Genomic DNA, 22,553 nt, shown 5'->3' with positions numbered 1-22,553 from the left:
CGTAGAGGGCGCGCACTGCGGGCAGATCACCAAGCGCGACGTGCGCGCCACGGCCCTCGCCCGCCTGGCCCCGCAGCCGGGCGAGCTGCTGTGGGACGTGGGCGCCGGCAGCGGCTCGATCGGCATCGAATGGATGCGCGCCCACCCCAGCTGCCGGGCGCTGGCCATCGAGGCCGACGCCGGCCGCCAGCAACTGATCGAACACAACCGCGACGCCCTGGGCGTGCCTGGCCTGCAACTGGTGCGCGGGCGCGCCCCGCAGGCGTTGCAGGGCCTGGAGCGGCCCCACGCGATCTTCATCGGCGGCGGCGTGACCCGCGAGGGCGTGCTGGACGAATGCTGGGCGCACCTGCGCCCCGGTGGCCGGCTGGTGGCCAATGCCGTGACCCTGCAGAGCGAGACCCTGCTGATGAGCTGGCGCGAACGTCATGGCGGCGAGCTCACCCGTATCCATGTGGCCCAGGCGCAGCCGCTGGGCGAGTTCGACACCTGGCGCCAGGCGCTGCCGATCACCCTGCTTGATGTGGTAAAGCCCCTCGATGCGTGACGAAACCGCAGAACAGCCGGCGCCGCTGCGCAGCGGCCTGACCACGGGCAGCTGCGCCACCGCCACCAGCCTGGCGGCGGCGCGCCTGTTGTTGAGCGGGCAATGCGACGACGCGGTGCAGATCACCCTGCCCAAGGGCAGACAGGTGCAGATGCGCCTGGAGTTCTGTCGGCTGGCCGGGCCAGGCGCCGAAGCCGGCACCCTCAAGGATGCCGGCGACGACCCCGACGTGACCCATGGCGCGTTGCTCTACAGCCAGGTGCGGCTGCTGGCCGAGCCGGGCGTACGTTTTGTCGCCGGCATCGGCGTGGGCACCGTGACCCGCCCCGGGCTGGTGCTGGGGGTGGGCGAGCCGGCGATCAACCCGGTGCCGCGGCGCATGATGACCGAGCACCTGCAGCGTCTGGCGCTGGAGTGCGATTACGCGGGGGGCTTCGAGGTCACCGTGAACGTACAGGACGGCGACAGCCTGGCCCTCAAGACCATGAACCCGCGCCTGGGCATCCTCGGCGGGCTGTCGATTCTGGGCACCAGCGGCATCGTGCGGCCGTTTTCCTGCGCGGCCTACATTGCCTCGATCCACCAGGGCATCGACGTGGCCAAGACCAATGGCTACGAACACATTGCCGCGTGTACCGGCAATGCCAGCGAAGACACCATGCGCCGGGTCTACGGCATTCCCGACATCGCCCTGATCGAGATGGGCGATTTTGTCGGCGCGGTGCTCAAGCACCTGCGCAAGGTGCCGGTTGGCAAGCTGAGCATCTGCGGCGGCTTCGGCAAGATCAGCAAACTGGCGGCCGGGCACATGGACCTGCACAGCCGGCATTCGAGCATCGACCTGCCGCAACTGGCTGGCTGGGCGGCGGCGGTGGGTGCCGACGCCGCGTTGCAGGCGGCGATCATCGGCGCCAACACCAGCCAGCAGGCGTTGGCCCTGGCCAGTGCGGCGGGGGTCGGGCTGGGGGATGCGGTGTGCGAGCACGCGCTGGCTTTCGCCCGCAGCGTGGTGCCGGCGCAGGTACAGGTGGAGGTGTTCGCCATCGACCGCCAGGGCGGCATCGTCGGCCGGGCGGGTGTTCGATGAGCCGGCGCATCCTGTTGCTGGGCGGCGTGACCGAGGCGCTGTTGATAGCCCGTCAGCTGGGCCCGCAGCACGTCTACAGCCTGGCCGGTATCGGCCGGGTGCCCAGCGACCTAGCGTGCCAGGTGCGGGTGGGCGGTTATGGTGGAGCCGAGGGCCTGGCCGCTTACCTGCGGGCCGAAGGCATCGGTCTGGTGATCGACGCGACCCACCCGTATGCGGCGCAGATCAGCCGCAATGCGGCGCAGGCAGCGCGCCTGGCCGGGGTTGAATGCTGGGCGTTGCGGCGCCCGGCGTGGCAGGCGCAGGCCGGTGACGACTGGCGGGAAGTGGCGGACTGGACGCAGTTGATCGAGGCATTGAAACCGTTTCGCCGGCCCTTGTTCACCCTGGGGCGCGAGCCGTTGCAGCACCTGCACGAGATACCCGCGCAGCAGTTCTGGACCTTGCGCGCGCTGGAGGCGTGCGAGGGGAATGCGCGATGCGAAGTGATCGGCGCGCGGGGGCCGTTTCGCCTGGAGGATGAACGGGCGTTGTTCGAGCGTTGCCGGGTGGATGTGCTGATCAGCAAGAACAGTGGCAGCGCCGCGACCGAGCCCAAGCTCGAAGTGGCGCGCGAGCGGGGTGTGCCGGTACTGATCCTGAAGCGGCCGGCGCTGGCGGGGATGGATCGGGAGTTCGTGGGGGTGGCCGATGTGCTGGCGGCGCTTTGACGGGCGCACACAGCTCCAGAGTCGATCAAAAAAGGCTGACACAAGGTCAGGGGAAGGATAGATGCGCTGTCGACGCAGTTACCCCACCTGCGACACTCCATCACACCCCGGCTTTTTTACATATACTTCGACATCTGGCTAAATAGCCCCACTCGATTCCTGACCGGATCTCCCCATGCCCGCACACCGGCTCGCCTACGCCTGGATCGCCTGCTTCGCAGTGCTGTTCAATCTGCTGGCCATGCCGTTGTCCGCCGCCGCTGCAAAAGCCCAACCCGAACAACTGCTGTGGGGCACCTTCTGCTCCAGCGGCGTGACCAAGATGATCGCCATCTCGCTGAATGCCCCCGACGGCCAACAGCAGAACGACGACCACTCCACCATGCAGCACTGCTGGTGCTGCTCCGGCACTGCCCCGCTGCTGGCCCTGCCCGGCCACCCGCCACGGCTGGTGACGTCCGAGCACACCCTCAACACCCCGTCACCGCTACTCGCCAGCTACCACCCCACGCCACGCCAGCAATGGCCCGCGCTCAATCCCCGCGCCTCCCCCCAGGCCTGAGTTCACTACGCTACCAGTTGCGAACCTGACCCGAACGGAGATTGACCATGCTCAAGAACGCCCTGCTGCTGGCCGCCCTGCTGCTGCCCGCCACCTTTGCCAACGCCCATGAATACACCGTGGGCGACCTGCATATCGCCCACCCGTGGTCGCAGGAGCTGCCGCCCAACGCCCCCAACGTGGCCGCCTATTTCATCGTGCACAACAACGGCAAGAGCGCCGACCGCCTGCTCGGCGTCGACAGCCCGATCACCGACAACGCCGAACTGCACGAGCATGTGCACAAGGACGGCCTGATGAAGATGCAGCAGGTGCAGGGTGTCGACATCCCCGCCGGCGCCGACCTGGTGTTCGCCCCCGGCGCCTACCACGTGATGCTGATGCAGCCCAAGGACCGCAGCCTGCTCAGCGACGGCAAGCGCTTCCCGCTGACCCTGCATTTCCAGAAGGCCGGCAACATCACGGTCGAAGTGGCCGTGCAGAAACAGGCCCCCGAGGGCACCGCCCACAGCCATTGATTCGCTGACGGCTGCACGCCATGCGCCTGCCCCGCGGCAGGCTCGCCCGCCCCGCTGACCTCCAACGAGCACGCGGCAGCTGGCTGAGCCTGTTCGCCATGTTGATGATCTTCATCGGCCCACTGGTCTCCCAGTCGATGCCGATGGATCACCGTGCCTCCATGCCCGGCATGGACATGGCCATGGACTGCCACTCAGGCAGCCACGCCAGCAGCCCGGCCGACAACCCGGCAGCGCTGCACGTCATCTGGGAAAAGTGCGGCTACTGCAGCCTGTTCTTCCACTGCCCGGCGCTGCCGCAGACGCTCAGCCTGCTCGACACCGAGGCCGTCTCGCCCCACACCACCCTGCGCGCCCAGCCGCGCCAGGGCCATGCGCGCCAGGCCATCTTCCCCGGCGCCCGCAGCCGCGCGCCACCTGCCCACATCGTCGTCTGAACCCACTTTGCATGCGCCCCAGGGCCCGGCTTGCTGCCGAGGCTCTTGCGCACCCTCACGACCACACGATGTTGGAAATACTATGTCCGGCTCTACCGTTACCCTGCGCCTGTCGCTGCAAGGCACCATCGCCCTGCTGTGCGGCACCCTGTTCAGCCACGTGGCCCTGGCCGCCGACAGCGGCCACGAAGGCCACGACCACGCCGAACTGAGCCCCACGGTGATCACTGCCGTGGCGCCCAGCTCGCCGCTGACCATCGTCACCAACCCCAAGGACCCACGCCAGCCGGTACCGGCCAGCGACGGAGCCGACTACCTCAAGACCATCCCGGGCTTCTCGGCCATCCGCGCCGGTGGCACCAACGGCGACCCGGTGCTGCGCGGCATGTTCGGCTCGCGCCTGAACATCCTTACCAACGGCGGCGTGATGCTCGGCGCCTGCCCCAACCGCATGGACGCACCCACCTCGTACATCTCGCCGGAAACCTACGACCGCCTCACCGTGATCAAGGGCCCGCAGAGCGTGCAGTGGGGCCCCGGCGCCTCGGCCGGCACCATCCTCTTCGACCGCGAGCCCGAACAGTTCGGCGAGCTCGGCAGCCGCGTCAACGCAAGCCTGCTGGCCGGCTCCAACGGGCGCTTCGACAAGGTGCTGGATGCTGCGGCAGGCAACGCACAGGGCTATGCACGCTTTGTCGGCAACCAGTCGCGCTCCGACGACTACAAGGACGGCAACGGCGACACCGTGCCCTCGCGCTGGGACAAGTGGAACGGTGACGTGGCCCTGGGCTGGACCCCGGATGCCGACACCCTGCTCGAACTCACTGCCGGCAAGGGCGATGGCGAGGCGCGCTATGCCGGGCGCGGCATGGACGGTTCGCAGTTCAAGCGCGAAAGCCTGGGCCTGCGCTTTGAGAAATCCAACATGGGCGGGGTGCTCGACAAGCTCGAAGCCCAGGTCTACTACAACTACGCCGACCACGTGATGGACAACTACAGCCTGCGCACCTCGCCCACCAGCGGCATGATGGCCGGGCCGATGGTCAGCAACGTCGACCGCCGCACCCTCGGCGGGCGGCTCAAGGCCACCTGGCGCTGGGAGGACGTGACCCTGGTCAGCGGTGTCGATGCGCAGACCAACGAACATCGCCAGCGCGGCGGCATGGGCGTGGATGCGCACAAGGCCGAGCCCTGGACCAAGGACGCGGACTTTCACAACTACGGCGTGTTCGGCGAGCTGACCTGGGAAACCTCCAGCCAGGACCGCCTGGTCAGCGGCGCGCGCCTGGACCGCGCCTCGGCCAAGGATTTTCGTGAAGCCAGCGCCACCCGCGGCAACACCCGCGCCGACACCCTGCCCAGCGGGTTCGTGCGCTACGAGCACGACCTGCTCGACCTCCCGGCCACCACCTATGTGGGCCTGGGCCATGCCCAGCGCTTCCCCGACTACTGGGAGCTGTTCTCGCCCAAGTCGGGCCCGGCCGGCTCGCTCAATGCGTTCGACTCGATCAAGCCGGAGAAGACCACCCAGCTCGACGTGGGCATCCAGTACAAGACCGAGCAGCTCGAAGCCTGGGCCTCGGGCTATGTCGGCCAGGTGCGCGACTACATCCTGTTCGACTACCGTCCCGGCATGATGGGCATGCTCAGCTCCCAGGCGCAGAACATCGATGCCCGTATCATGGGCGGCGAGCTGGGCGCGGCCTATCAGTTCGCGCCCAACTGGAAAGCCGACGCCACCCTGGCCTACGCCTGGGGCAAGAACAGCAGCGATGGCAAGGCGCTGCCGCAGATGCCGCCGCTGGAAAGCCGCCTGGGCCTGACCTACAGCCGCGACGCCTGGAGCGCCGGTGCGCTGTGGCGCCTGGTCTCGGCGCAGAACCGCATCGCCGAGGGTTCCGGCAACGTGGTGGGCAAGGACTACGAGAAAAGCGCAGGCTTCGGCGTGTTCTCGCTCAACGGCGCCTACCGCGTGAGCAAGAACATCAAGCTCAGTGCCGGCGTCGACAACCTGTTCGACAAGGCCTACGCCGAGCACCTGAACCTGGCGGGCAATGCCGGCTTCGGCTACCCGGCCAGTGATCCGCAGGCGATCAACGAGCCAGGGCGTACCCTCTGGACCAAGGTCGACCTGAGCTTCTGATGCACCACACGGGCGCGGCCACTGGCCGCGCCCTCTGGCAGACCGGCGGCGCCAACCTGAGCCCTGCTCATGCAGCACATGAGCACGCTGCGCTACCGCCAATCGGCAAAATGTTACATTATACGCCCCGAAAAACACCCGCCTCGAACCCGGCGCACCGACGCGCCCGGGCCTTATGGACAAGCGATTTCCCTTCCGATGAACAAGTATCTGATCGGCTCCCTGAGCCTGCTGGCCGCGTGCGATTGCGCCCTGGCCAACACCCTGACCCTGCCTGCCGGCACCATCACCGCCACGGCCGACGCCGAACAGCGGGTCAGCCTCGATACCCCGACCAGCGCCGGTTCGCGCCTGAACCTGAACGCCCTGCAAACCCCGGGCAGCGTCGAGAGCCTGAGCGGCGAGCAGGTACGTGCACGTGGCGATCGCAGCGTACAGGACGGCGTGTCGCGCAGTACCGGCATCAGCCGCACCGGCACCCCGGGCGATGGCGGCACCTCGCTGCAGGCCCGCGGCTTTACCGGGCAGAGCTCGGTGATGCAGCTGTTCGACGGCAACCGCATGTACACCGGCATGGGCACCGTGACCTTCCCGGTGGACACCTGGTCGGTGGAACGCATCGACGTTCTGCGCGGCCCGGCCTCGGTGCTGTATGGCGAAGGCGCCACCGGTGCGGTGGTCAACGTGGTGCCGAAAAAGCCCTTCGAGGGCGAGATCGTCAACCACCTGCGCCTGGGCTACGGCAGTCACGACAGCCAGCAGACCGCCCTCGACAGCGGCGGCTCGCTCACCGACAGCCTGAGCTACCGCCTTAACATCAACCAGCTGCGCAGCAACGGCTGGATCGACCACGGCGACTCCAGCAGCACCGCCATCAGCGCGGCGCTGCGCTGGCAGGCCAATGACGACCTGGCCTTCACCCTGGCGCACGACTATGGCGACCAGAAGCCGATGAACTACTTCGGCACGCCGCTGATCAACGGCCACCTGCGCGAGAGCCTGCGCGACAAGAACTACAACATCAGCAACGACAAGCAGCACTACAACGACCAGTGGACGCGCCTGACCACCGAGTGGCAGATCAGCGACAGCGTCAGCTCCACCAACGAGCTGTACTACCTCAAGGCCAACCGCCGCTGGCAGAACGCCGAGAACTACACCTGGGATGCGGCCAGCCAGCAACTGCTGCGCAGTGGCAACTTCGGCATCAAGCACCAGCAGGAGCAGCTGGGTGATCGCCAGACCTTCACCTTCAGGCACAGCCTGTTCGGCCTCGACAGCCAGACCCTGGTGGGCGCCGACTACAACCGCATCCGCTTCCAGCTCAACAGCAACGCGCCGTTCAACGACAGCATCGTCGGCGGCGAGCCGATCGACCTGCGCCACCCGCAGCGCAGCGGCTTTGCCAGCGATTCGGCGTACCGTCCGCAGTTCGACAGCCTGACCCACCAGTTCGCGCTGTTCGCCGAAAACCGCCTGCAGCTCACCGAGCGCCTGTCGCTGGTGACGGGCGTGCGCCGCGACGTGGTGCACCTGGACCGCAACGACCTGCGCAGCGAAGTGACCGGCAACACACGCAGTGACACCAGCCTGGACGGCAACAACTGGAAGGCCGGGCTGGTGTTCGCCCTCACCCCCGAAACGTCGCTGTATGCCCAGCACGCCACCAGCACCGATGGCGTTGGCGGCTTGATCTCGCTGAGCCCCGACCAGCAGCAGTACGGCCTGGCCAAGGCGCGCCAGACCGAGGTCGGGGTCAAGCAGCAGTTCTGGCAGCAGCGTGGCGAATGGACCCTGGCGGCGTACCACATCGTCAAGAAGGACCTGCTCACCGACGACCCGTCGCAGATCGGCACCGGCCGGCAACTGCAGGTGGGCAAGCAGTCTTCCGACGGCATCGAGGCCAGCCTGGACCTGCAGCTGCCGCACGACTGGCAGGTACAGGCCAACGCCGCGTTCGTGCGTGCACGCTATGACGAGTTCGAGCAGGAGGTGAACGGCGTGATGGTATCGCGGGCCGGCAACCGCCCCACCGACGTACCGGGGCGCACCGCCAACCTGTGGCTGAGCAAGGGCCTGACCGACAGCCTGCGCGCCGGCGCCGGGGTGCGCTATGTGGACGGGCGCTATGCCGACATGGGCAACACTACCCGGCTGCCGAGCTACACGGTGGTGGATGCCTCGGTGGCGTGGCAGGTGCTCAGCGATACCACGCTGGGCCTGCAGTTGAACAACCTGTTCGACCGTCGGTACGCGCAAAGTCAGTACAATGACGGCCAGCAATGGATCCTGGGTGAGCCGCGCTCGTTCTTCGTGACGGCCGACTACACCTTCTGACCGCGTCGCCCCATTCGCCGGCAAGGCCGGCTCCTACACACCACACCGGTCCTGCAGGAGCCGGCCTTGCCGGCGAAGAGGCCCGAATAGACGACACATGACCACCCTGAATATCCACAACCTGCACTGGTCCCCCAAAGGCCACGGCCACTGCCACCACCAGTTCCAGCTGCGTGGCGTCGACCTGCAGGTGCGCCCCGGCGAATTCGTCGGCCTCATTGGCCCCAACGGCAGCGGCAAGACCAGCCTGCTGCGGTGCGCCTACCGCTTCAACGCGCCCGAACGCGGGCACATCACCCTCGACGACCACAACCTCTGGCAACAATCGCCGCGCTGGTGTGCCCAGCGCATCGCGGTGGTGCTGCAGGAGTTCCCCGACGCGTTTGGCCTGAGCGTGGCCGAAGTGGTCGCCATGGGGCGCATTCCGCACCAGGGCCTGTTCGACGGCGACAGCAGCCAAGACCGCCAGCGTGTGCAGCAGGCGCTGCTCGACGTCGGCCTGCACGGCTTCGACGACCACGCCTTCGCCACCCTTTCGGGCGGTGAAAAGCAGCGCGTGATCCTGGCCCGCGCCCTGGTGCAGCAACCGCGCGTACTGATCCTCGACGAACCGACCAACCACCTCGACCCGCGTTACCAACTGGCCCTGCTGCACCAGGTGCGCCAGCTGCGCATCGCCACCCTGGCCAGCATCCACGACCTGAACCTGGCCGCCGCCTTCTGCGACCGCCTGTACGTGCTCGACCACGGCCGCATCGTGGCCAGTGGCACACCGCACCAGGTCCTCACCGCCGAGCTGCTGCGCGAGGTGTTCGGCGTTCAGGCGCTGATCGACCGCCACCCGCTGGCCGACCATCCACGCATCACCTGGATAGCCCCCCAATGATTCGATCCGCCCTGCTTGCCGCGCTGCTGCTGGTCGCCGGCCCGGCCCTGGCCGAGGTCACGCACTACCCGCTCACGGTGCACAGCTGCAACCGCGAGGTGACCTTCGCCAAGGCCCCCGAACGCGCCCTGAGCCACGACATCAACATGACCCAGATGATGCTCGCCCTGGGCCTGCGCACGAAGATGGTCGGCTACAGCGGCGTCAGCGGCTGGAAGGCAGTGACCCCGGCGCTGCGCAAGGAACTCGACGGCCTGCCGGAGCTGGCCAGCAAGTACCCTTCGGTGGAAACCCTGCTCAACGCCAACGTCGACTTCTTCTTCGCCGGCTGGGACTACGGCATGCGCGTGGGCGGCGACCTCACCCCGCAGAGCCTGGCACCGCTGGGCATCGCGGTGTACGAGCTGACCGAGTCGTGCGCGTTCGTGATGAAGCGCCCGCCGGCGAGCCTGGACGACACCTACACCGACCTGCGCAACCTGGGCCGGATCTTCGACGTGCAGGCCCGCGCCAGCCAGCTGATCGAGCAGATGCAGCAGCGCGTGGCCAGCGTGCAGCAGCACCTGCCGGCGCAGCGCCCGCGGGTGTTCCTGTATGACAGCGGCGAAGACCGCGCCATGACCTCCGGGCGCCTGGGCATGCCCGAGGCGCTGATCAACGCCGCCGGCGGGCGCAACATCCTCGATGACATCGAGGCCAGCTGGACCCGCGTGAACTGGGAAAGCGTGGTCGAACGCAACCCCGAGGTGATCGTGATCGTCGACTATGGCGAGATCACCGCCGCGCAGAAGCAGCAGTTTCTGGAACAGCACCCGGCCCTGCAATCGGTCGACGCGGTGCGTAACCGGCGCTTCGTGGTCATCCCCTATGTGGCCGCCACGCCGAGCCTGGAAAACGTCGAGGCGATCGAGGCCATCGCCAAGGGCCTGCACGGCGCATGAACACTCGCTATCGCCTGATGCTGCTGGCGCTGAGCGGCCTGCTGCTGGTGTCGTGCGTGCTCTCGCTGGGGTTCGGTTCGGCCCCGGTGCCGGTCGAGGTGGTCGCCCGGGTGCTGCTGTTCAAGGTGTTCGGTATTGCCCCCGAGGTGCCCGCCTGGACCGCCGGCCAGGAACATATCGTGTGGCTGATCCGGGTGCCGCGCATGCTCCTGGGCGCGCTGGTGGGCGGCGGCCTGGCGATGATCGGCGCGGTGCTGCAGGCGCTCACGCGCAACCCGCTGGCCGACCCGCACCTGCTCGGCGTGACCTCCGGCGCCACGCTGGGTGCGGTGCTGGTGGTGCTGCATGTGGGTGAACTGATCGGCGTGCTGACCCTGCCGCTGGCAGCCTTTGTCGGCGCGCTGTGCAGCATGCTGCTGGTGCTGGCGATTGCCAGCCGGCATGGCCGCCTGGACAGCGACCGCCTGTTGCTGTGCGGGGTGGCCGTGGCCTTCGTGATGATGGCGCTGGCCAACCTGCTGCTGTTCATGGGCGATCATCGTGCAAGCTCGGCGGTGATGTTCTGGATGCTCGGCGGCCTGGGCCTGGCGCGCTGGGAGCTGCTGGCGGTGCCGGCAGCCAGCGTGCTGCTGGGGCTGGGCCTGCTGCTGGGCATGGCACGCGCGCTCAATGCGCTGATGGCCGGCGAGCAGACCGCCGTGACCCTGGGCCTGAACGCACGCTCGGTGCGCCTGCTGGCGTTTCTGATCTGCTCGCTGCTGACCGGCGTGCTGGTGGCGATCAGCGGTTCCATCGGCTTTGTCGGCCTGATGGTGCCGCACATTGCGCGGCGCCTGGTGGGCGCCGAGCACCGCCGGCTGCTGCCGGTGTCGCTGCTGCTGGGCAGCCTGTTCCTGATCTGGGTGGATGTGGCCGCACGCACCCTGATCGCCCCTGAAGACCTGCCCATCGGCATCGCCACGGCAGCCATCGGCGGGCTGTTCTTCATCGGCATGATGCGCCGGCGCTGAACTGCTGCCTGGCGCTGAGCCCTTGCCTGGCCCGGAAATCCTGCCTTGACCGCGATCAACAAAGCGGTGCGAACGTACCAACTTGAGACGTATTGCCACCTCGCCAGGGCAAAAGCCCGTGATAGCCTAGCGAGCGCTTCACGCACAAGAAGACTGACTCCTCAATGGAATGCCACCCATGACCAACCAGCAACCGCCGGACACCCCGGCCCACGACCTGCAACGCAACCTCACCAACCGCCATATCCAGCTCATCGCGATTGGCGGGGCCATCGGCACCGGCCTGTTCATGGGCTCGGGCAAGACCATCAGCCTGGCTGGCCCGTCGATCATCTTCGTCTACATGATCATCGGTTTCATGCTGTTCTTCGTCATGCGTGCCATGGGCGAACTGCTGCTGTCGAACCTCAACTACAAGTCGTTCATCGATTTCTCCGCCGACCTGCTCGGCCCCTGGGCCGGCTACTTCACCGGCTGGACCTACTGGTTCTGCTGGATCATCACCGGCATTGCCGACGTGATCGCAATCGCCGCCTACTCGCAGTTCTGGTTCCCTGACCTGCCGCAATGGGCGCCGGCCCTGGCCTGCGTCGGCGTGCTGCTGTCGCTGAACCTGATCACGGTGAAGCTGTTCGGCGAAATCGAGTTCTGGTTCGCCCTGATCAAGATCATCGCGATCATGGCGCTGGTGTGCACCGGCCTGTACATGGTGTTCGTCGGCTTCCAGTCACCCACCGGCACCAGTGCACAGCTGAGCAACCTGTGGAATGACGCGGGCATGTTCCCCCATGGCCTGATGGGCTTTTTCGCGGGCTTCCAGATTGCCGTGTTCGCCTTCGTCGGCATCGAACTGGTGGGCACCACCGCCGCCGAGGCGAAGAACCCCGAGCGCACCCTGCCGCGGGCGATCAACTCGATCCCGATCCGCATCATCATGTTCTACGTGCTGGCGCTGATCGCGATCATGGCCGTCACCCCGTGGCGCGACGTGGTGCCGGGCAAGAGCCCGTTCGTCGAGCTGTTCGTGCTGGCCGGGCTGCCGGCAGCGGCGAGCATCATTAACTTCGTGGTGCTGACCTCGGCGGCCTCCTCGGCCAACAGCGGGGTGTTTTCCACCAGCCGCATGCTGTTCGGCCTGGCCCAGCAGGGCGATGCGCCGAAAAGCTTCGAGACCCTGTCCAGCCGCAAGGTGCCGGCCAACGGCCTGTACTTCTCGTGCACCTGCCTGCTGCTGGGCGCGGCCCTGATGTACGTGATCCCCGACCTGATCGAGGCCTTCACCCTGGTGACCACGGTGTCGGCGATCCTGTTCATGTTCGTGTGGACGCTGATCCTGCTGTCGTACCTCACTTACCGCAAGGAGCGTGCGCCGCTGCACCAGGCCTCGAAGTACAAGATGCCGGGCGGGCGCTTCATGTGCTGGGTATGCCTGACGTTCTTCGCCTTCATCCTGGTGTTGCTGTGCCTGGAGAGCGATACCCGCCAGGCCCTGCTGGTGACGCCGCTGTGGTTCGTGCTGCTGGCCGTGACCTACCAGACCGTGCGCCGCAAGCGCCAGGCGCGTGTGCCGGTGCCCGCTACCACGCCGCGTCAGTCGTAGTCGTACTCCTGCTGCTGGAGGGCTTGGGCAAGCCCTTCCAGCACGCCATCGGCCTCGGCCCGCTGTTCGGGCGAAGGGCCGCTGGCAAACTGGCTGCGCTGCTGGCCCAGGGTGAGGAACGCATTGTCGCCATCACCCCAGATATACGAATAGACCAGCAGGAAGCTGTCCGACTCCGGCTTGGCGTACTTCGCCATCTGACGCAGAGGGGCCAGCAGCTGGATCATCTCGCCGTAATTGTTGGTGAACTCCACCAACGCGAACTGCCAGACCTGCGACGCCTCGTCGTACTGCATCAGGCTGCCGTACATGCAGTCGACCCAGCCCTGAAGCAAATCGCCCAGCGCCACCGCATTTTCAGGCGCCTTCTGGTCAAGATCACGTACCCCGTGCACCTCCGCGGCGTCCAGCCATTGCTGCCAGTCATCGAACTCGCCAGAGCCCGCCGCAGGTGAGGTCACCGCGGCCTGGTACTGGGCCGGGGTGATGTTGCAGCGAAAGTACAGCGATGACGCTTCCATGGCGAAAATCCTTGAGCGAGTTGAAGTGAGGGCGCAAGCATAAGGCATCGCCGTGAACTATTGCTGTGCAGCCTTGCGCGTACTGCACCACGGCAAGCGCCATCCCGGTGCACCCACCCTGCCCTGCACCTTGTGAACACGCCGCTGGCAAGCCTGTGTACGACATCGGCACAGCCCTTGCTAAAGCTCTCTGCACAAAGTCGCGGTCTGCCCAGCAGAACCATTCGATCCCATGGAGAGAGCACTATGAAGCGTCGCAGTCTGATCAAGGCATTCACCCTCAGCGCGTCGATTGCCGCGATGGGCCTGAGCTGGACGGTCCAGGCCGCCGAGACCATCAAGGTCGGCATCCTGCATTCGCTGTCGGGCACCATGGCGATCTCCGAGACCTCGCTCAAGGACATGGCCCTGATGACCATCGAGCAGATCAACGCCAAGGGCGGGGTCAACGGCAAGCTGCTGGAGCCGGTGGTGGTCGACCCGGCCTCCAACTGGCCGCTGTTCGCCGAGAAGAGCCGCCAGTTGCTGACCCAGGACAAGGTCGCGGTGGTGTTCGGCTGCTGGACCTCGGTGTCGCGCAAGTCGGTGCTGCCGGTGTTCGAGGAACTCAACGGGCTGCTGTTCTACCCGGTGCAGTACGAAGGTGAAGAGATGTCGCCCAACGTGTTCTACACCGGGGCAGCGCCCAACCAGCAGGCGATACCGGCGGTGGAATACCTGATGAGCGAGGACGGTGGCGCGGCCAAGCGCTTCTTCCTGCTGGGCACCGACTACGTGTACCCACGCACCACCAACAAGATTCTGCGTGCGTTCCTGCACAGCAAGGGCGTGGCCGACAAGGACATCGAGGAGGTGTACACCCCGTTCGGCCACAGCGATTACCAGACCATCGTGGCCAACATCAAGAAGTTCTCGGCCGGGGGCAAGACGGCGGTGATCTCCACCGTCAACGGCGACTCCAACGTGCCGTTCTACAAGGAACTGGCCAACCAGGGCCTGAAGGCCACCGACGTGCCGGTGGTGGCGTTCTCGGTGGGTGAAGAGGAGCTTCGCGGCATCGACACCAAGCCGCTGGTGGGGCACCTGGCGGCATGGAACTACTTCGAGTCGGTGGACAACCCGGTCAACACGCAATTCGTGGCCGACTGGAAGGCCTATGCCAAGGCGAAGAACCTGCCGGGCGCCGACAAGGCGGTGACCAACGACCCGATGGAGGCCACCTATGTGGGCATCCATATGTGGGCCCAGGCGGTGGAAAAGGCCAAGAGCACCGATGTGGACAAGGTGCGCGAGGCGCTGGCGGGGCAGACGTTCAAGGCGCCGTCGGGCTTCACCCTGACCATGGACAAGACCAACCACCACCTGCACAAGCCGGTGATGATCGGCGAGATCCAGGATGACGGGCAGTTCAGCGTGGTGTGGCAGACCGAGCAGCCGCTGCGCGCGCAGCCGTGGAGCCCGTTCATTCCAGGCAACGACAAGCGGCCGGATTATGCCGTGAAAGGCAACTGAGGCAGGGGGCCGCCGTGCGGCCCATCGCGGGTCAAGCCCGCTCCCACAGGGATCACCGAACTCTGTAGGAGTGGGCTTGACCCGCGAAGAGGCCCTGACAGTCACCTAACCTTTCGAGGAAGCCGCCATGCCCAAGGCACTCCACTCGCTGCTGCTCGCCCTGCTCCTGCTGCTGCCTCTGGCAGCCCGGGCCGCTGGTGACGCCGACTACTTCATCGCCGCCAAGCCCAACGAGCAGGCCAGCCTGCTGCAAGGCTGGGCGGCGCAACCCGACCCCGCGCGCCTCGAACTGCTGAGTTCGCTGCAGCAAGGCCGCCTGGGCCCGGACGACAGCCGCAAGCTGCGCCTGAACAACCGCCTGCGCGGCCTGGTGGACAACGCCCTGGCCAGCCATCAACTGCTCAGCGATGACGCCAGAGTCCGCCTGGCCGCCGCCCAGCAACTGCAGAAAAGCGCGCAGCCCGCTCAGGTCGCCTTCCTCGACCGGCGCTTTGCCAGCGAGCCCGACGCCGCCGTGCACGCAGCCCTGGGCCTGGCCCTGGCCAACCTGCAACTGGTCGCGACAGACCCCGCCGTACGCCTGGCCGCCGTGCGCCTGCTGGGCGAAACCGGCGACCCGATGGCCCGCACCCGCCTCGAAAGCCTGCTCGACCCCAGTGTGGAAACCGACCCCACGGTGCGCACCGCCGCCGAAACCAGCCTGGCCCAGGTCAAGCGCAAGCTGCTGATCGGCGAGCTGCTCGGCCAGGCCTTCAGCGGGCTGTCGCTGGGTTCGATACTGCTGCTGGCAGCCCTGGGCCTGGCGATCACCTTCGGCCTGCTGGGGGTGATCAACATGGCCCACGGCGAAATGCTGATGCTCGGCGCCTACAGCACCTACGTGGTGCAAGTGCTGGTGCAGCGCTACGCCCCCGGCGCGCTGGACTTCTACCCGCTGCTGGCACTGCCGGTGGCCTTCGGTGTGAGTGCCGGGGTCGGCATGCTGCTCGAACGCACGGTGATCCGCCACCTGTACGGGCGCCCGCTGGAAACCCTGCTGGCCACCTGGGGCATCAGCCTGATCCTGATCCAGGCCATCCGCCTGCTGTTCGGCGCGCAGAACGTCGAGGTGGCCAACCCGGCCTGGCTCTCCGGCGGCCTGCAGGTACTGCCCAACCTGGTGCTGCCCTACAGCCGCCTGGTGATCATCGGTTTCGCCCTGTGCGTGGTGCTGCTCACCTGGCTGCTGCTCAACCGCACCCGCCTGGGCCTGAACGTGCGCGCCGTCACCCAGAACCGCAACATGGCCGCCTGCTGCGGCGTGCCCACCGGGCGCGTGGACATGCTCGCCTTCGGCCTGGGTTCGGGTATCGCCGGCCTTGGCGGTGTGGCCTTGAGCCAGATCGGCAACGTCGGCCCGGACCTGGGCCAGAGCTACATCATCGACTCGTTCCTGGTGGTGGTGCTCGGTGGCGTCGGGCAACTGGCCGGCAGCCTGTGGGCCGCGTTCGGCCTGGGCATAGCCAACAAGTTGCTGGAGCCGCAGATCGGTGCGGTGCTCGGCAAGATCCTCATCCTTGCGCTGATCATTCTGTTCATCCAGAAGCGTCCGCAAGGCCTGTTCGCCCTCAAGGGACGGGTAATCGACTGATGAACCAGCCACTGCTTGTCACTGCTACACAAAAGGCCGGCCCGCGCCTGACCCTGGCCGTCGGCGCCCTGGTGCTGCTGGTGCTGATCGCCCTGCCACTGCTGTCGTTGCTGCCAGCCGGCCACAGCCTGCAGGTGTCGGCCTACACCCTGACCCTGGTGGGCAAGATCCTGTGCTACGCCATCGTTGCCCTGGCACTGGACCTGGTGTGGGGCTACGCCGGGTTGCTGTCGCTGGGCCATGGCCTGTTCTTCGCCCTGGGCGGCTACGCCATGGGCATGTACCTGATGCGCGAAGCGGCCGGCGACGGCCTGCCGGCGTTCATGACCTTTCTGTCGTGGAGCGAGCTGCCGTGGTACTGGGCCGGCACCCAGCACTTTGCCTGGGCACTGTGCCTGGTGGTGCTGGCGCCGGGGCTTTTGGCGCTGGTGTTCGGCTACTTCGCGTTCCGTTCGCGGATCAAGGGCGTGTACTTCTCGATCATGACCCAGGCCCTGACCTTTGCCGGCATGCTGCTGTTCTTTCGCAACGAGACCGGCTTTGGCGGCAACAACGGCTTCACCAACTTTCGCAGCATCCTGGGTTTCGAGATCACCGCCCAGGGCACCCGCGCAGTGCTGTTCCTGCTAACCGTGGCCTTGCTGGCGGGCAGCCTGTACCTGGGCTGGCGCCTGGCACGCAGCAAGTTCGGGCGCGTGCTCACGGCGCTGCGCGACGCCGAGAACCGCCTGATGTTCTGCGGCTACGACCCGCGCGGCTTCAAGCTGTTCGTGTGGGTGCTGAGCGCCGTGCTGTGCGGCCTGGCAGGTGCGCTGTACGTGCCGCAGGTGGGCATCATCAACCCCAGCGAGATGTCGCCCACCAACTCCATCGAGGCCGCCGTGTGGGTAGCCCTGGGCGGGCGCGGCACGCTGATCGGGCCGTTGCTGGGCGCCGGCGTGGTCAATGGCATGAAGAGCTGGTTCACCGTGGCGTTCCCCGAGTTCTGGCTGTTCTTTCTCGGTGCGCTGTTCATTCTGGTAACGCTTTACCTGCCCAGGGGCGTGGTCGGTCTGCTGAAGAAAAGGGGTGAACAATGAGAAGCGTACCGCTGCCTGCCGTACACCCCGAGTTCATGCTCGAACCGATCATCGACGCCGGCAGCGGTCGCGATGCCATCGGCCTGGGCCAGGCACGCCAGCCGGGGCTGGACGTGCGCCACGGCACGGTGCTGACGCTGGAGGACATCAGCGTGAGCTTCGACGGCTTCAAGGCGCTGAATGCGCTGAACCTGTACATCGGCGTGGGCGAGTTGCGCTGCATCATCGGGCCCAACGGGGCGGGCAAGACCACGCTGATGGACGTGATCACCGGCAAGACTCGCCCCACCACCGGCAAGGCCTGGTTCGGCGAGACCCTGGACCTGACGCGCATGAGCGAGGTGCAGATCGCCCAGGCCGGTATCGGGCGCAAGTTCCAGAAGCCGACGGTGTTCGAGGCCTTGAGCGTGTATGAAAACCTGGAACTGGCGCAGAAGGCCGACAAGTCGGTGTGGGCCAGCCTGTGCGCGAGACTCGGCGGCGAACAGCGCGACCGTATCGACCAGGTGCTGCAGACCATTCGCCTGACCGGGTCGGCGCAGCGCCCGGCGGGGTTGCTGTCCCATGGGCAGAAGCAGTTTCTGGAGATCGGCATGCTGCTGATGCAGGACCCGCAGTTGCTGCTGCTGGACGAACCGGTGGCGGGCATGACCGACGCCGAGACCGAATTCACCGCCGAGCTTTTCAAAAGCCTGGCCGGCCGGCATTCGCTGATGGTGGTGGAGCATGACATGGGGTTTGTCGGCAGCATTGCCGACCATGTGACGGTGCTGCACCAGGGCAGCGTGCTGGCAGAGGGTTCGCTGGAACAGGTGCAGGCCGATGATCGGGTGATCGAGGTTTATCTGGGGCGCTGAAAAGCTTCGCCGGCAACGCCGGCTCCTACAGAGACACCGCGGCTCTTGTAGGCGCCGGCCTTGCCGGCGAAGAGGCCGGTACAGACAAAAAAGGACAAGGCACATGCTGAAAATCGACACCCTGCACCAGTACTACGGCGGCAGCCACATCCTGCGCGGCCTGTCGTTCCAGGCCAAGGTCGGTGAGGTCACCTGCCTGCTGGGCCGCAACGGCGTGGGCAAGACCACCCTGCTGCGCTGCCTGATGGGCCTGCTTCCCGCCCGCGAAGGCAGCGTGCACTGGGAGGGCCAGGCCATCACCACACTCAAGCCGCACCAGCGCGTGCACGCCGGAATCGCCTACGTGCCCCAGGGCCGCGAGATCTTCCCGCGCCTGACGGTGGAGGAGAACCTGCTGATGGGCCTGTCACGCTTCGGCGCCAGCCAGGCGCGGGAGGTGCCGGCCTTCATCTACGAACTGTTCCCGGTACTGCTGCAGATGAAACACCGCCGCGGCGGCGACCTGTCCGGTGGCCAGCAACAGCAACTGGCCATCGGCCGCGCCCTGGCCAGCCGCCCGCGCCTGCTGATCCTCGACGAGCCCACCGAAGGCATCCAGCCATCGGTGATCAAGGAGATCGGTGCGGTGATCCGCCAACTGGCCGCGCGTGGCGACATGGCGATTCTGCTGGTGGAGCAGTTCTACGACTTTGCCGCCGAACTGGCCGACCAGTACCTGGTGATGTCCCGCGGCGAGATCGTGCAGCAGGGCCGCGGGGAAAACATGGAGGCCGAAGGTGTACGCGGCCTGGTTACGATTTAATCTGTGCGCCTGTCCCGTTTCGAGAGCCTGTCATGAATCACATCCGCGACGCCGTGCACGCCGACCTGCCGGCCATCCGTGATATCTACAACGATGCGGTGCTCAACACCCTGGCGATCTGGAACGAGCAGACGGTCGACCTGGGCAATCGCCAGGCGTGGTTCGCGGCGCGCCAGGCGCAGGGTTATCCGATACTGGTGGCGGTGAATGAGGCAGGGGACGTGCTGGGCTATGCCTCGTTCGGCGACTGGCGCCCGTTCGAGGGGTTTCGCCACACCGTGGAGCATTCGGTGTACATCCGCAGCGACCAGCGCGGCCAGGGCCTGGGGCCGTTGCTGATGCAGGCGCTGATCGAGCGTGCCAGGGGCTGTGGCAAGCATGTGATGGTGGCGGCGATCGAGAGCGGCAATACGGCGTCGATCCGCTTGCACGAGCGGCTGGGCTTCACCCTGAACGGACAGATGCCGCAGGTGGGGGTGAAGTTCGGCAAGTGGCTGGATCTGACCTTCATGCAACTGATGCTGGCACCGGGGGCGCAGCCCCCACAGGGCTGAGGGCCTCATCGCGGGTCAAGCCCGCTCCCACAGGTACAGCGCTGGCTTGGAGGCCAACGGCGTATCGGTGGGAGCGGGCTTGACCCGCGATTGGGCCGGTCAGCCTTGCACAAACCTTCCCAGGCGCTGCTTCAACATCGAATTCTCACTGCGCAACTGCTTCACTTCCTCCAGCAGCTCCAGCGCCAGCGCCACCCCTTCCCACTCCAGCTCCAGCTCCTGGTGCAGCTTGGCCGCGCGCTTGGCCAGCACCGGGGCACGGTCGTCGAACACCCATTCCTCCGGCGTTCGCCCCGAAGGTTCAACGATGCCGTGCTCGACGATCTCGATCACGTAGGCTGCCGGTACATCGGCCTCCTGACAAAGGGTTCGCATGTCCAGTTGAACGATCAGGGTACTGCTCATGGTCACTTACTCCATTGAGTTCGCGGGTTGAACCCGGCCTTCTCCGACAGTTTGGTCCACAGTTCGCGGGCTTCGGCGCTCGATTGCGTCGGCATCACCACCTTCAGCTGCGCATACAGGTCGCCACGCTGGCCTTGCTTGTTGCTCAGGCCCATGCCCTTGATGCGCAGGCGCTGGCCGCTCTGGCTGTCGGGGCGGATGGTCAGGTTGACCTTGCCGGTCAGGGTCGGCATCTCGACCTTGGTGCCCAGCGCAGCCTCCCACGGTGCCAGCGGCACGGTGATGATCAGGTCATGACCTTCGACATCGAACAGCGGGTGGGGTGCCAGGCGAATGATCAGGTACAGGTCGCCATTGGCGCCGCCGCCCACGCCCGGTGCACCCTGGCCCTTGAGGCGGATGCGCTCGCCGTCGGTCACCCCGGCAGGGATCTTGACGTTGAGGGTCTTGGTGGTGTCGCCCGTGCGCTGCCCGGCCGCGTTGTACTGCGGCACCTGGAAGCTGATCTTCTTCGACTCGTTGGCCAGGGTTTCCTCGAGGAAAATCGCCAGTTCCATTTCCACGTCCTGCCCTCGCCGACCGGCACTGCGTTGCTGGCCACGGCCAAAGGGGTTGCCGTTGCCACGTCCGGCCGAGCCGAAAATGGAACTGAAGAAGTCCGAGAAGTCGCCGCCGCCAAAGTCGGCACCGCCACCGCCACCGCCACGGCTTTCCCAGCCCGGCGGGCCCTGGAAGGGCCGGCCGTGCTGGCCGTACTTGCGCAGCTCGTCGTATTCGGCGCGCTTTTCAGGGCTGCTCAGGGCCTCATAGGCCTCGTTCACTTCCTTGAAGTGGTTTTCGGCGTCGCGCTCTTTGCTGACGTCCGGGTGATACTTGCGCGCAAGCTTGCGGTAGGCGGTCTTGATCGCCTTTTCATCCGCCGTGGGCTCTACGCCAAGGATCTTGTAATAGTCTTTGAAGTCCATCTTTACGATTCACCATCGGTTATCGAATGCATCACTGCTGTGAAGATTGGGGTCAAGCATAGCCTTTCAAGTCGGACAAAGGATTGCTGTCGAGCAGATATTCGGTCTTGATTCTGCCGATGGCTGGCATAAACTGCGCGGCCGTTTTTCCCCCGGAAGCACACCCATGAGTCACGCATCCCCGGCCCGCGCCTGCGGTATCGACTTCGGCACCTCCAATTCCACCGTCGGCTGGCACCGTCCCGGCGTGGATTCGCTGATTGCCCTGGAAGACGGCAAGATCACCTTGCCCTCGGTGGTGTTCTTCAATATCGAGGAGCGGCGCCCGGTCTATGGCCGGCTGGCCCTGCACGAGTACCTGGAGGGCTACGAAGGCCGCCTGATGCGCTCGCTCAAGAGCCTGCTGGGCTCCAAGCTGATCAAGCACGACACCAGCGTGCTGGGCACCGCGCTGCCGTTCAAGGACCTGCTGGGCATGTTCATCGGCGAGCTGAAGAAGCGTGCCGAGGCCAATGCCGGGCGCGACTTCGACGAGGTGGTGCTGGGCCGCCCGGTGCATTTCGTCGACGACGACCAGGCCGCCGACCAGGAGGCCGAAGACACCCTGGCCGAGGTGGCGAAGAAGATCGGCTTCAAGGACGTGTCGTTCCAGTACGAACCCATCGCCGCAGCCTTCGACTACGAGTCGAGCATCCAGGGCGAAGAGCTGGTGCTGATCGTCGACATCGGCGGTGGTACCTCGGACTTCTCGCTGGTACGCCTGGCCCCCGAGCGCCACATGCTCGATGACCGCCACGCCGACATTCTGGCCACCGGTGGCGTGCACATCGGCGGTACCGACTTCGACAAGCAGCTGAGCCTGCAGGGCGTGATGCCGCTGTTCGGCTATGGCAGCCGCATGAAAAGCGGTGCCTTCATGCCCACCAGCCACCACATGAACCTGGCCACCTGGCACACCATCAACTCGGTGTACTCGCAGAAATCCCAGCTGGCGCTGGGCAGCATGCGCTACGACATCGAGGACACCGACGGCATCGACCGCCTGTTCAAGCTGATCGAACAGCGCGCCGGGCACTGGCTGGCGATGGAAGTGGAAGCCACCAAGATCGAGCTGACCCACAGCGACAGCCGCCTGGTCGACCTCAAGCGCGTGCAGCCCGAGCTGAGTGTGGAGTTGACCCGTGCGCTGTTCGAGGCGTCCATCGACAGCCTGCTCGAACGTGTGCGTGGCAGCGTCGGCGAGCTGCTGAACAAGGCCGGCGTCGGTGTGGCGCAGGTCGACACGGTATTCTTCACCGGCGGCTCCAGCGGCATCCCCGCCCTGCGCCAGAGCGTGGCGGCCATGCTGCCCAACGCGCGCCACGTCGAGGGCAACATCTTCGGCAGCATCGGTAGCGGCCTGGCGATCGAAGCCCGCAAGCGTTACGGCTAGCCCGCCGCCCCACAAGGA

The 22,553-nt window shown here is 66.4% G+C and carries 22 protein-coding genes; 19 read left to right on the top strand and 3 right to left on the bottom strand.

Going from position 1 to position 22,553, the window contains the following annotated elements:
* The 12 genes from cbiT to cycA all read left to right on the top strand — a co-directional run.
* The coding region (cbiT, locus tag B4I46_RS04270; RefSeq protein ID WP_286898754.1) for a precorrin-6Y C5,15-methyltransferase (decarboxylating) subunit CbiT at window positions 1-547 on the top strand (547 nt) is incomplete at its 5' end.
* On the top strand, window positions 540-1,634 hold the full coding sequence (locus tag B4I46_RS04265) for a cobalt-precorrin-5B (C(1))-methyltransferase (protein WP_043863475.1): 1,095 nt from the start codon (window positions 540-542) through the stop codon (window positions 1,632-1,634). The genes cbiT and B4I46_RS04265, both read left to right, overlap by 8 nt.
* Window positions 1,631-2,344, top strand: coding sequence for a cobalt-precorrin-6A reductase (locus tag B4I46_RS04260; protein ID WP_104572974.1), 714 nt, complete (start codon window positions 1,631-1,633; stop codon window positions 2,342-2,344). The genes B4I46_RS04265 and B4I46_RS04260 overlap by 4 nt, the downstream gene beginning before the upstream one ends.
* 175 nt (window positions 2,345-2,519) lie before the next feature.
* Complete coding sequence (locus B4I46_RS04255; RefSeq protein ID WP_054916153.1) at window positions 2,520-2,906, top strand: DUF2946 domain-containing protein; 387 nt, start codon at window positions 2,520-2,522, stop codon at window positions 2,904-2,906.
* A 47-nt stretch (window positions 2,907-2,953) separates the two neighbouring features.
* The gene (locus B4I46_RS04250) at window positions 2,954-3,424 is read left to right on the top strand and encodes a copper chaperone PCu(A)C (RefSeq protein WP_043863478.1); all 471 of its coding nucleotides are present in this window, start codon (window positions 2,954-2,956) and stop codon (window positions 3,422-3,424) included.
* A 20-nt stretch (window positions 3,425-3,444) separates the two neighbouring features.
* Complete coding sequence (locus tag B4I46_RS04245) at window positions 3,445-3,861, top strand: DUF2946 domain-containing protein (RefSeq protein WP_054916154.1); 417 nt, start codon at window positions 3,445-3,447, stop codon at window positions 3,859-3,861.
* Window positions 3,862-3,943: 82 nt separating this feature from the next.
* Window positions 3,944-6,004 (top strand): TonB-dependent copper receptor, encoded by a 2,061-nt coding sequence (locus B4I46_RS04240; protein ID WP_286898752.1) that lies wholly within the window; start codon window positions 3,944-3,946, stop codon window positions 6,002-6,004.
* A gap of 198 nt (window positions 6,005-6,202) precedes the next feature.
* A complete protein-coding gene (locus tag B4I46_RS04235; RefSeq protein WP_043863481.1) occupies window positions 6,203-8,341 on the top strand; it encodes a TonB-dependent receptor in 2,139 nt (712 codons plus the stop codon).
* Between the two features lie 97 nt (window positions 8,342-8,438).
* Window positions 8,439-9,227 (top strand): ABC transporter ATP-binding protein, encoded by a 789-nt coding sequence (locus tag B4I46_RS04230; protein WP_100632896.1) that lies wholly within the window; start codon window positions 8,439-8,441, stop codon window positions 9,225-9,227.
* Window positions 9,224-10,168, top strand: a complete 945-nt coding sequence (locus tag B4I46_RS04225; protein WP_078479887.1) for an ABC transporter substrate-binding protein — start codon at window positions 9,224-9,226, stop codon at window positions 10,166-10,168. The genes B4I46_RS04230 and B4I46_RS04225 overlap by 4 nt, the downstream gene beginning before the upstream one ends.
* A complete protein-coding gene (locus tag B4I46_RS04220) occupies window positions 10,165-11,178 on the top strand; it encodes a FecCD family ABC transporter permease (protein WP_286898750.1) in 1,014 nt (337 codons plus the stop codon). Before B4I46_RS04225 ends, B4I46_RS04220 begins: the two co-directional genes overlap by 4 nt.
* A gap of 178 nt (window positions 11,179-11,356) precedes the next feature.
* Window positions 11,357-12,778 carry a D-serine/D-alanine/glycine transporter gene (gene cycA / locus B4I46_RS04215; RefSeq protein WP_054916158.1) on the top strand — a complete coding sequence of 474 codons (1,422 nt, stop codon included), beginning with the start codon at window positions 11,357-11,359 and terminating at the stop codon, window positions 12,776-12,778.
* Here the strand turns inward: cycA and B4I46_RS04210 are convergent.
* Complete coding sequence (locus tag B4I46_RS04210; RefSeq protein WP_286898749.1) at window positions 12,769-13,299, bottom strand: hypothetical protein; 531 nt, start codon at window positions 13,297-13,299, stop codon at window positions 12,769-12,771. The genes cycA and B4I46_RS04210 overlap by 10 nt on opposite strands.
* Window positions 13,300-13,545: 246 nt before the next feature.
* On the opposite strand from B4I46_RS04210, the gene urtA reads away from it, so the two are divergent.
* The 6 genes from urtA (at window position 13,546) to B4I46_RS04180 (ending at window position 19,733) form a co-directional block, all read left to right on the top strand.
* Window positions 13,546-14,811, top strand: coding sequence for an urea ABC transporter substrate-binding protein (urtA, locus tag B4I46_RS04205; protein ID WP_043863487.1), 1,266 nt, complete (start codon window positions 13,546-13,548; stop codon window positions 14,809-14,811).
* Between the two features lie 127 nt (window positions 14,812-14,938).
* On the top strand, window positions 14,939-16,441 hold the full coding sequence (gene urtB, locus B4I46_RS04200) for an urea ABC transporter permease subunit UrtB (protein ID WP_229589705.1): 1,503 nt from the start codon (window positions 14,939-14,941) through the stop codon (window positions 16,439-16,441).
* Window positions 16,441-17,520, top strand: a complete 1,080-nt coding sequence (urtC, locus tag B4I46_RS04195) for an urea ABC transporter permease subunit UrtC (RefSeq protein WP_043863489.1) — start codon at window positions 16,441-16,443, stop codon at window positions 17,518-17,520. Before urtB ends, urtC begins: the two co-directional genes overlap by 1 nt.
* Window positions 17,517-18,377 carry an urea ABC transporter ATP-binding protein UrtD gene (urtD, locus tag B4I46_RS04190; RefSeq protein WP_167400197.1) on the top strand — a complete coding sequence of 287 codons (861 nt, stop codon included), beginning with the start codon at window positions 17,517-17,519 and terminating at the stop codon, window positions 18,375-18,377. The genes urtC and urtD overlap by 4 nt, the downstream gene beginning before the upstream one ends.
* A gap of 103 nt (window positions 18,378-18,480) precedes the next feature.
* Complete coding sequence (gene urtE / locus B4I46_RS04185; RefSeq protein WP_043863491.1) at window positions 18,481-19,179, top strand: urea ABC transporter ATP-binding subunit UrtE; 699 nt, start codon at window positions 18,481-18,483, stop codon at window positions 19,177-19,179.
* Window positions 19,180-19,211: 32 nt separating this feature from the next.
* Entirely contained in the window at window positions 19,212-19,733 is a 522-nt protein-coding gene (locus B4I46_RS04180) for a GNAT family N-acetyltransferase (RefSeq protein ID WP_058541576.1), read from the top strand.
* A gap of 99 nt (window positions 19,734-19,832) precedes the next feature.
* Here B4I46_RS04180 and B4I46_RS04175 read toward each other — a convergent pair whose 3' ends face one another.
* Window positions 19,833-20,138, bottom strand: a complete 306-nt coding sequence (locus B4I46_RS04175) for a chaperone modulator CbpM (RefSeq protein ID WP_043863493.1) — start codon at window positions 20,136-20,138, stop codon at window positions 19,833-19,835.
* Between the two features lie 2 nt (window positions 20,139-20,140).
* On the bottom strand, window positions 20,141-21,103 hold the full coding sequence (gene cbpA, locus B4I46_RS04170; protein WP_043863494.1) for a curved DNA-binding protein: 963 nt from the start codon (window positions 21,101-21,103) through the stop codon (window positions 20,141-20,143).
* A 166-nt stretch (window positions 21,104-21,269) separates the two neighbouring features.
* Here cbpA and B4I46_RS04165 point away from each other — a divergent pair, with 166 nt between their 5' ends.
* Window positions 21,270-22,535 (top strand): Hsp70 family protein, encoded by a 1,266-nt coding sequence (locus B4I46_RS04165; RefSeq protein ID WP_043863495.1) that lies wholly within the window; start codon window positions 21,270-21,272, stop codon window positions 22,533-22,535.
* Window positions 22,536-22,553 lie beyond the last annotated feature (18 nt).

Source organism: Pseudomonas sp. UBA7500 (assembly GCF_002478435.1).
Lineage (GTDB): Bacteria > Pseudomonadota > Gammaproteobacteria > Pseudomonadales > Pseudomonadaceae > Aquipseudomonas > Aquipseudomonas palmensis.
This window is presented reverse-complemented; position numbering and strand designations above follow the sequence as displayed.

Bases quoted from the DNA above. Each gene is read 5' to 3' on its own strand.
- urtA (WP_043863487.1), top strand. From the start codon at position 13,546: ATGAAGCGTCGCAGTCTGATCAAGGCATTCACCCTCAGCGCGTCGATT.
- urtB (WP_229589705.1), top strand. From the start codon at position 14,939: ATGCCCAAGGCACTCCACTCGCTGCTGCTCGCCCTGCTCCTGCTGCTG.
- B4I46_RS04235 (WP_043863481.1), top strand. From the start codon at position 6,203: ATGAACAAGTATCTGATCGGCTCCCTGAGCCTGCTGGCCGCGTGCGAT.
- B4I46_RS04220 (WP_286898750.1), top strand. From the start codon at position 10,165: ATGAACACTCGCTATCGCCTGATGCTGCTGGCGCTGAGCGGCCTGCTG.
- urtD (WP_167400197.1), top strand. From the start codon at position 17,517: ATGAGAAGCGTACCGCTGCCTGCCGTACACCCCGAGTTCATGCTCGAA.
- urtE (WP_043863491.1), top strand. From the start codon at position 18,481: ATGCTGAAAATCGACACCCTGCACCAGTACTACGGCGGCAGCCACATC.
- B4I46_RS04165 (WP_043863495.1), top strand. From the start codon at position 21,270: ATGAGTCACGCATCCCCGGCCCGCGCCTGCGGTATCGACTTCGGCACC.
- B4I46_RS04225 (WP_078479887.1), top strand. From the start codon at position 9,224: ATGATTCGATCCGCCCTGCTTGCCGCGCTGCTGCTGGTCGCCGGCCCG.
- B4I46_RS04180 (WP_058541576.1), top strand. From the start codon at position 19,212: ATGAATCACATCCGCGACGCCGTGCACGCCGACCTGCCGGCCATCCGT.
- B4I46_RS04250 (WP_043863478.1), top strand. From the start codon at position 2,954: ATGCTCAAGAACGCCCTGCTGCTGGCCGCCCTGCTGCTGCCCGCCACC.
- urtC (WP_043863489.1), top strand. From the start codon at position 16,441: ATGAACCAGCCACTGCTTGTCACTGCTACACAAAAGGCCGGCCCGCGC.
- cbpA (WP_043863494.1), bottom strand. From the start codon at position 21,103: ATGGACTTCAAAGACTATTACAAGATCCTTGGCGTAGAGCCCACGGCG.
- B4I46_RS04245 (WP_054916154.1), top strand. From the start codon at position 3,445: ATGCGCCTGCCCCGCGGCAGGCTCGCCCGCCCCGCTGACCTCCAACGA.
- B4I46_RS04255 (WP_054916153.1), top strand. From the start codon at position 2,520: ATGCCCGCACACCGGCTCGCCTACGCCTGGATCGCCTGCTTCGCAGTG.
- B4I46_RS04175 (WP_043863493.1), bottom strand. From the start codon at position 20,138: ATGAGCAGTACCCTGATCGTTCAACTGGACATGCGAACCCTTTGTCAG.
- B4I46_RS04210 (WP_286898749.1), bottom strand. From the start codon at position 13,299: ATGGAAGCGTCATCGCTGTACTTTCGCTGCAACATCACCCCGGCCCAG.
- cycA (WP_054916158.1), top strand. From the start codon at position 11,357: ATGACCAACCAGCAACCGCCGGACACCCCGGCCCACGACCTGCAACGC.
- B4I46_RS04240 (WP_286898752.1), top strand. From the start codon at position 3,944: ATGTCCGGCTCTACCGTTACCCTGCGCCTGTCGCTGCAAGGCACCATC.
- B4I46_RS04230 (WP_100632896.1), top strand. From the start codon at position 8,439: ATGACCACCCTGAATATCCACAACCTGCACTGGTCCCCCAAAGGCCAC.
- B4I46_RS04265 (WP_043863475.1), top strand. From the start codon at position 540: ATGCGTGACGAAACCGCAGAACAGCCGGCGCCGCTGCGCAGCGGCCTG.
- B4I46_RS04260 (WP_104572974.1), top strand. From the start codon at position 1,631: ATGAGCCGGCGCATCCTGTTGCTGGGCGGCGTGACCGAGGCGCTGTTG.